Source organism: Streptomyces sp. NPDC036764, from assembly GCF_055609385.1.
The window spans coordinates 146,588-158,879 of record NZ_JBVJPT010000002.1; the positions used below are offsets into that span (position 1 = coordinate 146,588).

The 12,292-nt window shown below is 72.0% G+C and carries 15 protein-coding genes; 9 read left to right on the forward strand and 6 right to left on the reverse strand.

Features of this window, described 5'->3' with window-relative positions; genetic code table 11:
* Nucleotides 1–71: 71 nt before the first annotated feature.
* The 4 genes from ACZ69Q_RS12250 (at nucleotide 72) to ACZ69Q_RS12265 (ending at nucleotide 2,538) form a co-directional block, all read left to right on the forward strand.
* A complete protein-coding gene (locus ACZ69Q_RS12250; protein ID WP_471040593.1) occupies nucleotides 72–647 on the forward strand; it encodes a TetR/AcrR family transcriptional regulator in 576 nt (191 codons plus the stop codon).
* 54 nt (nucleotides 648–701) lie between these two features.
* Entirely contained in the window at nucleotides 702–1,286 is a 585-nt protein-coding gene (locus ACZ69Q_RS12255; RefSeq protein WP_471040595.1) for a DUF4865 family protein, read from the forward strand.
* Nucleotides 1,283–2,191: a phosphotriesterase family protein gene (locus ACZ69Q_RS12260; protein WP_471040598.1), complete on the forward strand. Its 909-nt coding sequence runs from the start codon at nucleotides 1,283–1,285 to the stop codon at nucleotides 2,189–2,191. The genes ACZ69Q_RS12255 and ACZ69Q_RS12260 overlap by 4 nt, the downstream gene beginning before the upstream one ends.
* A gap of 170 nt (nucleotides 2,192–2,361) precedes the next feature.
* Nucleotides 2,362–2,538, forward strand: a complete 177-nt coding sequence (locus ACZ69Q_RS12265; RefSeq protein ID WP_471040600.1) for a DUF1272 domain-containing protein — start codon at nucleotides 2,362–2,364, stop codon at nucleotides 2,536–2,538.
* Between the two features lie 129 nt (nucleotides 2,539–2,667).
* On the opposite strand, the gene ACZ69Q_RS12270 is transcribed toward ACZ69Q_RS12265, so the two are convergent.
* Nucleotides 2,668–3,264 (reverse strand): DUF308 domain-containing protein, encoded by a 597-nt coding sequence (locus ACZ69Q_RS12270; protein WP_471040602.1) that lies wholly within the window; start codon nucleotides 3,262–3,264, stop codon nucleotides 2,668–2,670.
* A 211-nt stretch (nucleotides 3,265–3,475) separates the two neighbouring features.
* Here ACZ69Q_RS12270 and ACZ69Q_RS12275 point away from each other — a divergent pair, with 211 nt between their 5' ends.
* From ACZ69Q_RS12275 to ACZ69Q_RS12285, 3 genes are all read left to right on the forward strand, one after another.
* Nucleotides 3,476–4,660: a sensor histidine kinase gene (locus ACZ69Q_RS12275; RefSeq protein WP_471040605.1), complete on the forward strand. Its 1,185-nt coding sequence runs from the start codon at nucleotides 3,476–3,478 to the stop codon at nucleotides 4,658–4,660.
* On the forward strand, nucleotides 4,657–5,316 hold the full coding sequence (locus tag ACZ69Q_RS12280; RefSeq protein WP_471040608.1) for a response regulator transcription factor: 660 nt from the start codon (nucleotides 4,657–4,659) through the stop codon (nucleotides 5,314–5,316). Before ACZ69Q_RS12275 ends, ACZ69Q_RS12280 begins: the two co-directional genes overlap by 4 nt.
* A gap of 129 nt (nucleotides 5,317–5,445) precedes the next feature.
* Entirely contained in the window at nucleotides 5,446–5,760 is a 315-nt protein-coding gene (locus ACZ69Q_RS12285) for a hypothetical protein (RefSeq protein ID WP_471040611.1), read from the forward strand.
* Nucleotides 5,761–5,778: 18 nt separating this feature from the next.
* Here the strand turns inward: ACZ69Q_RS12285 and ACZ69Q_RS12290 are convergent, their stop codons facing one another.
* The 3 genes from ACZ69Q_RS12290 to ACZ69Q_RS12300 all read right to left on the reverse strand — a co-directional run bounded on the left by ACZ69Q_RS12290 (nucleotide 5,779) and on the right by ACZ69Q_RS12300 (nucleotide 8,266).
* Nucleotides 5,779–6,228 (reverse strand): RpiB/LacA/LacB family sugar-phosphate isomerase, encoded by a 450-nt coding sequence (locus ACZ69Q_RS12290; RefSeq protein ID WP_471040613.1) that lies wholly within the window; start codon nucleotides 6,226–6,228, stop codon nucleotides 5,779–5,781.
* A gap of 106 nt (nucleotides 6,229–6,334) precedes the next feature.
* Complete coding sequence (locus ACZ69Q_RS12295; RefSeq protein ID WP_471040615.1) at nucleotides 6,335–7,573, reverse strand: ROK family protein; 1,239 nt, start codon at nucleotides 7,571–7,573, stop codon at nucleotides 6,335–6,337.
* A 36-nt stretch (nucleotides 7,574–7,609) separates the two neighbouring features.
* Nucleotides 7,610–8,266, reverse strand: a complete 657-nt coding sequence (locus tag ACZ69Q_RS12300) for an alpha-ketoglutarate-dependent dioxygenase AlkB family protein (RefSeq protein WP_471040617.1) — start codon at nucleotides 8,264–8,266, stop codon at nucleotides 7,610–7,612.
* Between the two features lie 85 nt (nucleotides 8,267–8,351).
* On the opposite strand from ACZ69Q_RS12300, the gene ACZ69Q_RS12305 reads away from it, so the two are divergent.
* Entirely contained in the window at nucleotides 8,352–9,485 is a 1,134-nt protein-coding gene (locus ACZ69Q_RS12305; protein ID WP_471041526.1) for a methyltransferase, read from the forward strand.
* Nucleotides 9,486–9,512: 27 nt separating this feature from the next.
* Here ACZ69Q_RS12305 and ACZ69Q_RS12310 read toward each other — a convergent pair whose 3' ends face one another.
* Both ACZ69Q_RS12310 and ACZ69Q_RS12315 read right to left on the reverse strand, forming a co-directional pair.
* A complete protein-coding gene (locus ACZ69Q_RS12310) occupies nucleotides 9,513–10,367 on the reverse strand; it encodes a class II fructose-bisphosphate aldolase (RefSeq protein ID WP_471040620.1) in 855 nt (284 codons plus the stop codon).
* Nucleotides 10,368–10,427: 60 nt separating this feature from the next.
* The gene (locus tag ACZ69Q_RS12315; protein WP_471040623.1) at nucleotides 10,428–11,309 is read right to left on the reverse strand and encodes an SIS domain-containing protein; all 882 of its coding nucleotides are present in this window, start codon (nucleotides 11,307–11,309) and stop codon (nucleotides 10,428–10,430) included.
* A gap of 186 nt (nucleotides 11,310–11,495) precedes the next feature.
* Between ACZ69Q_RS12315 and ACZ69Q_RS12320 the strand changes: the two genes are divergently transcribed.
* Nucleotides 11,496–12,275 carry a DeoR/GlpR family DNA-binding transcription regulator gene (locus ACZ69Q_RS12320; RefSeq protein ID WP_471040626.1) on the forward strand — a complete coding sequence of 260 codons (780 nt, stop codon included), beginning with the start codon at nucleotides 11,496–11,498 and terminating at the stop codon, nucleotides 12,273–12,275.
* Nucleotides 12,276–12,292: the final 17 nt, after the last annotated feature.

Here is a 12,292-nt window from a genome sequence, read left to right on the forward strand (position 1 = left end):
AGTACACGGGACCGGCCCCGCTGCTCCGGGCGGGCTCGACTTCTGTAACTACTAGTATGTACAGTGACGTCATGAGCACCTCGGACCGACTGATCGAGTCCACCCGCGAGCTGTTGTGGGAGCGCGGCTATGTGGGCACCAGTCCCAAGGCCATCCTGGAGCGCGCGGGCGCCGGGCAGGGCAGCATGTACCACCACTTCAAGGGCAAGCCCGATCTCGCGCTGGCCGCGATCCGGCGGACCGCCGAGGAGATGCGGGCTACCGCCGCGGGAGTACTCGACGGGCCGGGCACACCGTACGAGCGCGTCGCGGCTTATCTGCGGCGCGAGCGCGATGTGCTGCGCGGCTGTCCGGTCGGGCGGCTGACGATGGATCCGGACGTGATCGCCAGCGACGAACTGCGGGCGCCCGTCGACGAGACGCTGGACTGGCTGCGGGAGCGGCTCGCCGGGATCGTCGAGGAGGGCAAGGAGCAGGGCCAGTTCGCGGCCGCACTCGACGGCGAGTCGATCGCGGCGACCATCGTCGCGACCGTTCAGGGCGGCTATGTCCTGGCCCGCGCGTCCGGTTCACCCGCCGCTTTCGACGCGGGCGTCGAGGGACTGCTGTCGCTGCTCGCCCCGCGCGAGAACACCCGTGGTTCGTGAGGGAGTTCGGGCACGCGCACGTGATCGGCCACCCGGCCCGAGAAGGGACTTTCCATGCACGCCATGCAGTACGAGTTCACCCTGCCCGCGAACTACGACATGGACGTCATCCGCTCCCGTGTCGCCCGCGTCGGGCATCTGCTCGACGACTGGGACGGCCTCGGCGTCAAGGCGTATCTGCTGCGTGAGCGCGGGGTGCGCGGGTCGGCGGTGAACCAGTACGGGCCCTTCTACCTCTGGAACACCGTGGAGGGGATGAACGCGTTCCTGTGGGGCGGCGCGTTCCAGGGGCCCGTGAACGACTTCGGGCGGCCGGCGGTGCGGCAGTGGACGGGGCTCGCGTACGAGGAGGGCGGCGCGGCCGGCTCCCCCGCCGCGTTCGCCGTGCGTCGGCGTCAACCGGTGCCGGAGGGTTGTGAGTTGGCCGAGTTCATGGCCGAGGCGGTGGGCGAGACCGCGCGGCTGGCGGAGCGGGAAGGCGCCGTGCTGGCGGCTGCCGTCGTCGACACGCACGCGTGGGAGGTGGTCCACTTCTCGCTCTGGGAGCACGACACGCCCAAGGCGGAGGGCGAGTTGTATCAGGTGCTGCACCTGTCGGCGCCCGGACGTGGCGCGCTGCCGCGGGGGCGGCAGTGGTGAGGGCGGTCCGTACGGTCCTCGGCGACGTGCGGTCCGAGGACCTCGGCGTGTGCGACGCGCACGACCACCTCTTCCTGAGCAGCCCGCAACTGCCCGGCCAGGAGCTCAACGACGCCTCCGCCGCACGGGCCGAGCTGGACGCCTTCCGCGCCGCCGGCGGTTCGGCGGTGGTGCAGTGGACGCCGTACGCCATGGGGCGCCGGGCCGCCGACCTGCCGCCGCTGTCCCGGGCCGCCGGGGTGCACCTGGTCTGCGCGACGGGACTGCACCAAGCGGCGCACTACGCCCCGGAGTTGCTCGACGAACTGCGCGGGAAGCTCGCCGACGTCTTCGTCCGCGAACTCACCGAGGGCATCGGCACTTCGGGAGTCCGCGCCGGCGTCGTCAAGGTCGCCGGCGGCTTCCACGCGCTCGATGCGCACGCCCGCTGGACGATGACCGCCGCGGCCGAGGCCCACCACGCGACGGACGCGCCCGTCGCCGTGCACCTGGAGGCGGGGACGGGCGCGCTCGACGTACTGGACCTGCTGTGCGGCGAGTTGGGTGTCCCGCCGCACCGGGTGATCCTCGGCCACCTCAACCGCTCCCCCGACCTCGCGATTCACCGCCAGGTGGCCGAGTCGGGCTGCTGGCTCGCCTTCGACGGGCCCTCGCGCGCCCATCACGCCACTGACTGGCGTATGCCGGACGCGGTCCGGGCGCTGGCCGAGGCCGGGTTCGGACACCGGCTGCTGCTGGGTGGGGACACCGTCGTCGCCGGGGCTCGGTCGGTGGACGGCGGTCCTGGAATGCCGTATCTGCTGCGCCGGGTGCGGCCACGGCTCGCGCTCGCGCTGGGCGAGGAGTTGGTGCGGCACGTCCTCACCGACAACCCCGGCCGGGCCTTCGCCGCCGAGTGGCGCTGACGTCCGGCCGGCCCCCTGGCCCGATCGTGTTGATCTTTGGCTCTCCGCACCCTTTCGGCCCCGCCTGGCACACGGAGGATGGGAGATGACGATCGCGGCCCCGTGCCGCGGATGGGAGGTGACGGTCGTGGCCGCGTGCCGCGCCGTGCCGAACGACGAAGGGTGAGGACATGGCGCTGGAGATGCGCGACCGGTGCGAACGTTGCGAGACCGCGACCCTGCCGCCCGACGCCCCCGCCCGCATCTGCTCCTACGAGTGCACGTTCTGTGTCCCGTGCACCGAGGCGATGCAGGGCAACTGCCCCAACTGCGGCGGCGAACTCGTGCCGAGGCCGCGCCGCTCCTGAGAGACGAGACCCTCACGGCGACGATCGGCATCCCGCCCGACGATCACTTCCGGGTGCCGGTCGGCCACGACGGCGCGCTGCCCTACGGCGACCATCTGCGGGAGAGGCGGTCAGCTCCGGCGGCGGCGGTCAGCGCTTTTCGCGTCGGCTGCGGATGCTCAGGGCGATGACGGAGACAAGGAACCAAAAGGCGCCGAAGGCCGAGTATCCGGCGAGGGTGGAGAGGCTGCTCGTCGGCGAAGTGGACATGGCAGCGAAGGAGGCACCGGCGAGGACGGACAGTCCGCCGCTGATGACCATGGGCCACTGGGCGCCGACGGTGCGACGGCGCCGGATCGCCACGACGAGCTGGATCGCTCCGGAAAGGAGGGCCCAGATGCCGAACACGAGCAGGACCGTCCCGATGGTGGAGAAGACGGCGATGATCATCCCCGCGGTGGTGGCGAGGCCGAGGGCCACGTTGGTGGAACCGACGCGGTCGGCGGAGCCGGTGCCGGCCATGCGACGCTCCAGGAGTGTGGCGATGGCGTCCCACAGGGGGTAGATGACGAGCAGCACTGCTGCGATCACTGTGGGCTTGTCCGTCGACACGAGCGAGGCGGAGGTCGTGCCGAGAAGTGCCACCCAGATCAGGGAGAAGGCGACTCGGATCAGGTAGAGCGATCGGAGCCCGGAGGTCGTCGTCGTGGTCGTCGTCGTGCTCGAAGTCACGGTGGTCTGGGTCATCGGGTGTCCCGTTCGTGATCGTGATGGTGTGAGACGGTCGCCTCGATGAGGAGTCTCAGCGGCCTCGGGAGGGGCCGTGTACTTCGAACGAAGTAGTTCTGCCATCCACTTCGAATCGAATGGGTTCGACCGTCCCCACCGTCCGGACCGGGCCCGCCGTCTACATCATTCGAAGTACACGGCCGCAGCGCCCGTGGACGAGAATCAGGGCATGGTCAAGGCGCAGAACAGTCAGGACGGGCCCGTGGCACCCCTGTGGGTCCGCCGCCCCGAGGCGCTGCACCTCGTCGCCTACTCGGTGGCCGCGCTGGTGTTCACCGGCCAGATCACGGCAGTGATCCTGCGAGGGTCGGATTGGCCGACGGCCCTCTCCGTGCTCCTCGCCGGTGGCGGTGTCGCCCTCTCGTGGTGGAGGCCATGGGCAGGGCTGGTCGTGACGAGCGCGGCGTCCTTCGCCGTCACAGCGGTGGGCGACGACCCCCTGTCGGTGTGGATGATGGCCGTGCTCGTGCTGTTCTCGGTCACCCTCCGGGGGAAGCAGCCGCTGGTCGGAACCGGCATCGTGGCGGCGTTCTTCCTGGGCGCGTTCATGACGCTGGGAGGATTCCGTGGCGGCGCGATCGTGGGAGCCGCCGCGCTCTTCTCAGCCGTCGCAGGAGGTGCGACAGGGGCCGCGCTGCGCATCCATCGAGAGCACTGGCGCACCCTGGAGGAACGGGCCGAGAGCGCCATCGCCACCCGCGAGATCGAAGCCACCAGACGGGTGACCGAGGAACGACTGCGCATCGCCCGGGACCTCCACGACGTCATCGGCCACCAGGTCGCGATGCTGAGCATGCATCTCGGCGCCGCGGAGATCGGGCTGCCCGAAGACGCCGATTCCTCCCGGCAGGCCCTCGTCTCAGCCAGGTCCAGCGCCCGCACCGTCGTCGTCGAAACGCAGCGGATCCTCGCGCTCCTCCGCCTCGCAGACGACATCTCCGACGACGAGGCCCTCCGGCCGACCCCGTCGCTCAGCGGCCTGGAGGGCCTTGTCGCCTCCTTCGAGAGCATCGGCCTCGACGTCCGTCCCTCCATCGACATGCCCGCCGGTTTCGTGGAGCCGAGCGTCGGCGTGACGGTCTACCGGGTCGTTCAGGAAGCACTCACGAATGCCTACCGGCACGGAGAGGGGGCGGCGACGGTGGATGTGCGCGAGCACGACGGCAGGATCTGCGTCACCGTGGAGAACCGCGTCGGTCACTCACCGCGCGGCTCCGGCTCGGGCAGCGGACTGGGACTCGTGGGGATGCGCGAACGCGTCGAGTCCTCCAGCGGGCGGCTGACGATCGACAGTGACGACGGGCGATTCCGGGTCCATGCGGAGTTCAGCCCCCTGGGAGTGGTCGTCCGATGACTCGGATTCTGATCGTCGACGACCAGGAAGAGATCAGGGCCGGCATCAAAGCGATGCTCCGGCTCGACCCAGGTCTCGTTGTCGCGGGTGATCTCTCCGATGGACTCCAGGTCCTCCCCTTCCTCCGGGACAACCCCGTCGACCTGGTCCTGATGGATATCCGGATGCCCGGCATCGACGGTGTCGAAGCCACCCGCCGGATCCGCAAAGAGCACCCACCCGAAGAGATCCGGGTGATCGTGCTGACCACTTTCGACCAGGACGACATCGTTCTCGCCGCCCTTCGCGCGGGCGCCAACGGTTTCCTGAGCAAGACCGTGAGCCCCGCTGAACTCGTCGCAGGAATCACCGAGGTCGTCGGCGGGGGCGGTGCGCTGTCGGCCGCCGCGACGGCCGCGCTCATCGGCCATATGACCGACAGTCCGCCCCCGGTGATCGACCGGGAACTGCTGCGCCGCTTCGACGCCCTGACGCCCAGGGAGCGGGACGTGGTCGTTCTCGTCGCGAGCGGTCTGGGCAACGACGAGATCGCGGCCCAGATGTCCGTGTCGCCGTTCACCGTGAAGACGCATGCGGTGCGGGCCATGACGAAGGTCGGCGCGCGTGATCGCGCGCAACTCGTCTCGTTCGCCTTCCGGGCCGGCCTCTACCCCTGAGCCTTGGGTGAGCCCCTGCGCACCGGCGGTTTCCAGAACTCCGCGAACACGCCGACCACGAAGACACCTTCATCCACCGGCTCCTGCGGGAGCGGGCCCCGGAGGCGGCGGACGCGTTGGAAGCCGAGCATGTGCGCCTCGACGCGGACTTCGTCACACTGGACGAGCGGGCGCACCCTGCCCAGCGCCCCGGCCGAGGACCTGCCGGAGGCTCAGCACGCGCTGTACCTGGCACTGAACGAAGTGATCAGCGCCTATCTCGCACACCTGCGCGCGGAGGAGACGGTCGCGATGCCCGCGCTGTGGCAGTACGCCGGTACCGAGAAGCACGCCGTACCCGGCCAGGCGGACCGCACGCTCGCCGCGGTGTCCAGCACTCTCAGCCCCGACCAGCGTCAGCGGCTGTACCAAGACCACGGAGTGTCCGAGGCGCGGTCGGTCTGATGGCCCAGGGCACGGCCATCAGGCCCGGTCGAGGTCCAGCCGGTCGACGCGTGCCACGTTCGCGCGGTCATCGGCGTCCGCGCTGGCCTCGGCGGCGAACCAGGCGTCCAGGATCTCCTTGAGCAGCGGCTCGGATGTCAGCCGCAGGCCGAGGGCCAGCACGTTGGCGTCGTTCCAGCGGCGCGCGCCGTCCGCCGTGTAGGCGTCCGTGCACAGGGCGGCCCGTACGCCCGGCACCTTGTTCGCGGCGATCGAGGCGCCCGTGCCGGTCCAGCAGCACACGACCGCCTGGTCGGCGGTGCCGGCGGCGACCTCGCGGGCGGCCGCCTCGGAGCAGGCGGCCCACTGCGGATCGGCACCGGGGCTGAGTGCGCCGTACGTCACCACTTCGTGGCCGCGCTCGCGCAGCTCGGTGACGAGCGAGCGCGCCACCGGTTCGTCCATGTCCGAGGAAACGGAGATCCGCATGTCACGAGCGTACTCGGCGAGGCACACCGCACACGTGCGGGGCGGTCGCCTGTGGCGCCGGTGAGGGCGGACCCGCCCGCCGCGAGCCCGGTCCGCCGCCGGCCGGTCAGGCCAGCGCCCCCAGAGGGTCGTCCAGCACCGGCTGCCACGCCAACTCGGCCGCGCCGACCAGGCTGTTGTGGTCGAGGGTGCACGCGAGGATCGGGACGCTGCCGCTCTGGCCCCACAGGCTGCGGTCGGCGACGACGGCACGCAGGCGTTCGGGGTCGGCGTCGAGGAGGGTGCGGTGCAGGCCGCCGAGGATGATGCGGTCCGGGTTGAGGATGTTCACCAGACCGGCCAGGCCCAGGCCCAGGCGGTCGATGAGGGCCTCGGTGGCCGTACGGATCGTGGGGTCGTCGTAGTGGTTGCCGATCAGGTCCTTGGACTGCTGGAGCAGCGAGACCTCGGGACCCGGCTCCCGGCCCGCCGCGGTGAGGAAGGCCAGCGGGTCCGCCTCGACGTCCAGGCAGCCGCGGCTGCCGCAGTGGCAGGGTCTGCCCTCGGGGTTCACGGTGAGGTGCCCGACCTCCAGGGCCAGGCCCGAACTGCCGGTGTGCAGACGGCCGTCCAGCACGAGCGCCCCGCCGACGCCCCGGTGCCCGGTGGCCACGCACAGCAGATCGCGTGCGCCGCGCCCCGCGCCGTGCCGGTGCTCGGCGAGGGCGGCGAGGTTGACGTCGTTGCCGGTGAACGCCGGACCGGTGATCCCGGCCGCGCGCACGCACTCCGCGAAGATGCGGCGCACCGGCGCGCCCACGGGCCAGGCCAGGTGCAGCGGGTTGAGGGCGAGGCCGTCGGGTTCGGCGACGGCGGACGGTACGGCGAGTCCGGCGCCGACGCAGCGCCGCCCGGTCGTGCGCAGCAGGTCGGCGCCCGCCTCGACGACCGAGCCGAGCACTTTGGCCGGATCTGCGTCCACGGTCTCGCAGCCGGGCGCGGTGGCGACGATACGGCCGCCGAGACCGACCAGCGCCGCCCGGAACCCGTCGGCGTGGACCTGTGCGGCGAGGACGACGGGCCCGTCCTCGGCGACCGACAGCCGGTGCGAGGGCCGCCCCTGCGAACCGGCCGCGGCACCCGGCCGGGCGTCGACCCGGATCAGCCCGAGCGCCTCCAGCTCGGCGGCGACCGCACCGGCCGTGGCCCGGGTCACCCCGAGTTCGGCGGTGAGGACGGCACGCGTGGGCGCGCGCCCGGTGTGCACGAGCTCCAACGCGGGCCCGAGCGCACCACGCCCCCGGTCCAACCGCGTCCTGGAGGTGGTCCCTTCCCCCGCCGGCCGGGGGTCCGCCTTGCCGCTCATGAGGGCGAGTCTCCCATGATCCGCGAATGTGGCGGCCTACAGCCCGCTCACCCTGAGCGTGATGTTCAGCCGCCCGGCCAGCCCCAACTCCGGCGGTGCGGTGCCCGGGTACACCTTGGGTACACCGTGATGGGCGAGCCGCGAGGGGCCGCCGAACACGAACAGGTCGCCGCTGCGCAGCTCGACGTCCGTGTAGGGCCGGGTCCGGGTCTCGGTGTTGCCGAAGCGGAAGACGCAGGTGTCGCCGAGACTCAGGGACACGACCGGCGCACGCGACTTCTCGTCGCTGTCGCGGTGCATGCCCATGCGGGCGTCTGCGTCGTAGAAGTTGATCAGTGCGATGTCGTAGGGCGCCGCCGCGTACGCCGCGTGCGGCTCGCCCAGCGTGTCCCGCACCGCGCGACGGCCCAGCTCGCCGAGCCACGCGGGGAACGGTTTCACCGGGCTGCCGTCGCCGTCGACGATCGTGCGGGCGTAGGCGTACGGATACCAGTGCCAGCCCAGGCAGACCTGCCGGGCGGTCATGGTGCCGCCGCCGGGGGTGCGGACCGTGCGCAAGCCGGCCGGCGGGCGTGCCCAGTCGCGGCAGGCCTCCAGCAGCTCGCGCTGGGCCCGCACGTCCAGCCAGTCCGGCAGATGCACCGCGCCCGGCGTGACCTCCGTACGCTCCCGGGGGAACAGCTCGGCGTCCATGCCTCCCATCCTCCCCCACCGGCCCCTCCTGCCCACCGGCCGTGAGCTGCGGCTCGGCTAGCCTGGACACACGATGAACGACCGTATGACGACGCCGTGGGGCGACCTGGCGCTGACCCGATTCCCCGAGGACCCGCGTGAACGGCTGCGTGCCTGGGACGCCTCCGACGAGTACCTCCTCAGGCACCTGGCGGAGCAGGCGATCCCGCTGTCCGGCACGGTCGTGGTCGTCGGTGACCGCTGGGGCGCCCTGGTCACGGCGCTCGCCGCGCACCGGCCGACGCAGATCACGGACTCGTACCTGACGCAGGAGGCCACCCGCGCCAACCTCGCCCGCCACGGCGTCGAGCCCGGCGCGGTCCGGCTGCTCACCACGCAGGACGCGCCGCCGGACCGCATCGATGTCCTGCTGGTGCGGGTGCCGAAGAGCCTGGCGCTGCTGGAGGACCAGTTGCTCAGGCTGGCGCCCGCGGTGCACGAGGGCACGGTGGTGGTCGGCACGGGCATGGTGAAGGAGATCCACACCTCGACGCTCGACCTGTTCGAGCGGATCCTCGGCCCGACCCGCACCTCACTCGCCGAGAAGAAGGCCCGGCTGATCTTCTGCACGTCCGGGTCGGCGCCCGAGCGGCCGGCGAACCCTTGGCCGTACGCCTACACGCTCCCCGACGGCATCGGCGCCGTCTCGCAGGGCAGGGTCGTCAATCACGCGGGCGTCTTCTGCGCCGACCGGCTCGACATCGGGACGCGGTTCTTCCTGGGGCATCTGCCGGACGGCAAGGGCGCCCAGCGGGTGGTGGACCTCGGGTGCGGCAACGGGATCGTCGGTACGGCCCTCGCGCTGGCGAACCCCGAGGCCGAGGTGCTGTTCGTGGACGAGTCGTTCCAGGCCGTGGCCTCGGCGGAGGCGACGTACCGGGCCAACGGGGCGCCGGGGCAGGCAGAGTTCCGGGTCGGGGACGGCATGGCGGGCGTCCCGGCCGGGAGCGTCGACCTCGTCCTGAACAACCCGCCGTTCCATTCGCACCAGGCGACGACCGACGCGACGGCGTGGCGGATGTTCACGGGCGCCAAGCGCGCGCTGCGGCCGGGCGGCGAGCTGTGGGTGATCGGCAACCGGCATCTCGGGTACCACGTGAAGCTGCGGCGGCTGTTCGGGAACAGTGAACTGGTCGCCGGGGACCCGAAGTTCGTGGTGCTGCGCGCCGTCAAGCGCTAGCCGTCAGGGCCCGCGTCGGCGGCCGGGTCAGCGCGCCCCCAGCACCCCGATGATGCCGGCCACCGCCCGCACCATCGCCTCGCGGCCCACGCTCAGGTACTTGCGCGAGTCGACCGCCTCGGGGTGCGCGGCGAGGAAGTCGCGGATCGCGGTCGTCATGGCGATGTTGAGGGCCGTGCCGACGTTGACCTTGGCGATGCCGCCCGCGACGGCCGCGGTCAGCTCGTCGTCGGGGACGCCGGAGGAGCCGTGCAGGACGAGGGGGACGTCCAGGGCGGCGGCGAGGCGCTTGAGGAGGTCGTGGTCGAGCGTGGCGGTGCGGGTGGTCATGGCGTGCGAGCTGCCGATGGCGACGGCCAGGGCGTCGACACCCGAGTCGGCGACGAAGGCGTGCGCCTCGGCGGGGTCGGTGCGCGCGCCCGGGGCGTGGGCGTCCAGGGGCGATTCGCCGTTCTTGCCGCCCACGCGGCCCAACTCGGCCTCGATCCACAGCCCTTGGGCGTGCGCCCAGTCGGTGGCCGCCTTCGTCGCGGCGAGGTTGTCCAGGTACGGCAGGCGGGCCGCGTCGTACATCACCGAGCTGAACCCGGCGTCCGGGGCCTGGCGCAGCAGGTCGTCGCTCTGGACGTGGTCGAGGTGCAGCGCGACGGGGACGGCGGCGCGTTCGGCGGCGGCGACGGCCGCGCGGGCGAGCGGCAGCAGCCGTCCGTAGCGGAACTTGACGGCGTTCTCGCTGACCTGGAGGACGACGGGTGAACTCGCCGACTCCGCACCCGCGATGACGGCCTCGACATGCTCCAGGGTGATGACGTTGAACGCGGCGACGGCTGAACGGGCTGCGGCGGCGCGGGTGATGAGCTCGCCGGTGGTCACGAGGGGCACGGCCGGTCCTTTCTCCTGTTCCTTCTCGGCGTGAGGACGCGTTCTTTCTCGGCTGCCGCGTCAGGGGGTGAGGATCACCGACCTGGTGAGATGGCGCGGCCGGTCCGGGTCGAGGCCGCGGGCCGCGGCGACGGCGACCGCGAGCCGCTGGGCGCGGACCAATTCGGCGAGGGGGTCGAGGCGGCCCTCGATCCACAGTCCGCCGGTCGCGCGCACCTGTTCCGCGAGCCCCTCGGGCGCCTCGCCGAACATCCAGGTGGCGGTGGAGGTGGTGGTGATGCTGATCGGGCCGTGCCGGTACTCCATGGCCGGGTAGGCCTCGGTCCAGGACAGCGACGCCTCGCGCATCTTCAGCCCGGCCTCGTTCGCCAGCCCGACGGTCCAGCCACGGCCGAGGAAGGTGAACTGCCCGCACTCCACGAGCCCTTCGGGCAGATCGGTGGCGAGCGCGGCCCGCGCGTCGGCCACGACGGTGTCCGAGTGCAGGCCGAGGTGGGCGCGCAGGAGGGTGAGGGCGGTGGTCGCGAAGCGGGTCTGCACGACGGACCGTTCGTCCGCGTAGTCGAGGACGACGACCTCGTCGACGGCCGCCATCACCGGGGTGTCCGGGTCGGCGGTGATCGCCGTGGTGGGCGTGCGCCCCTTCAATCGCCCCAGCAGGTCGAGGACTTCGGTGGTGGTGCCGGACCGGGTCAGGGCGAGGACGCGGTCGTATGTCCGCCCGGCCGGGAACTCCGACGCGGCGAAGGCGTCGGTCTCCCCCTGGCCCGAGCCCTCACGCAGGCCCGCGAACGCCTGCGCCATGAAGTACGACGTCCCGCAGCCGACGACCGCGACCCGCTCTCCCGGCACCGGCAGCGCCCCGCCGAGGCCGGCCGCCTCGCTCGCGGCGCGTTCCCAGCACTCCGGCTGGCTGTTGAGCTCGTCCTCGACATGCGTCATGCCGCCGTCCTCCTGGCTGACCCGAACTGGCTTCCCTGAACTGACTTCCACGAACTGGCTTCCATGAGCCTTCATGCTTTTTCTTGCAAGATATAGCGAGCTTTCGAGCAGAATCAAGCATTCGGCCGTTTCGGGGGTGGGATAAGGTCGCCGCCAGGCCGAGGAATGCCGAGAAATGGAGGCTCGATGTCGCGCGACGCCCGCTGGAAGGCGCTGCTGGAGCTGCTTGTCGAGCGGGGCCGGCTGGACGTCGAGGAGGCGGCCGCCGAGCTGGAGGTGTCCTCCGCCACGATCCGCCGTGACTTCGACCAGCTCGCCGAACAGCAGATGCTCGTGCGCACACGGGGCGGCGCGGTCGTGCACGGAGTGTCGTACGAGCTGCCGCTGCGCTACAAGACCGCCCGGCACGCATCCGAGAAGCAGCGCGTCGCCAAGGCGGTGGCCGACCTCATCGCCCCCGGCGAGGCCGTCGGGCTGACCGGCGGCACGACGACCACCGAGGTGGCCCGCGCCCTGGCCGTGCGCAGCGACCTCACGTCGGGCTCGCCCGCACTGACCGTCGTCACGAACGCGCTCAACATCGCCAATGAGCTGGCCGTGCGCCCTCAGTTCAAGATCGTGGTCACCGGCGGGGTCGCGCGCCCCCAGTCGTACGAGCTCATCGGGCCGCTCGCGGACGGAGTGCTGGGCCAGATCACGATCGACGTGGCGGTGCTCGGTGTCGTCGCCTTCGACAGCGCGCACGGCGCCGCCGCCCACGACGAGGCGGAGGCCGCGATCAACCGGCTGCTGTGCGAGCGCGCCGAACGGGTGATCGTGGCGGCGGACTCCAGCAAGCTGGGCCGGCGCGCCTTCGCCCGGATCTGCGCGACCGACGCGGTGGACACGCTGGTCACGGACACCGCGGCCGACCCGGAGACCCTGCGCCGCTTCGAGGAGGCGGGCCTGCGGGTCATCGCGGTCTGAGCCCGCGGGCCCCGGGA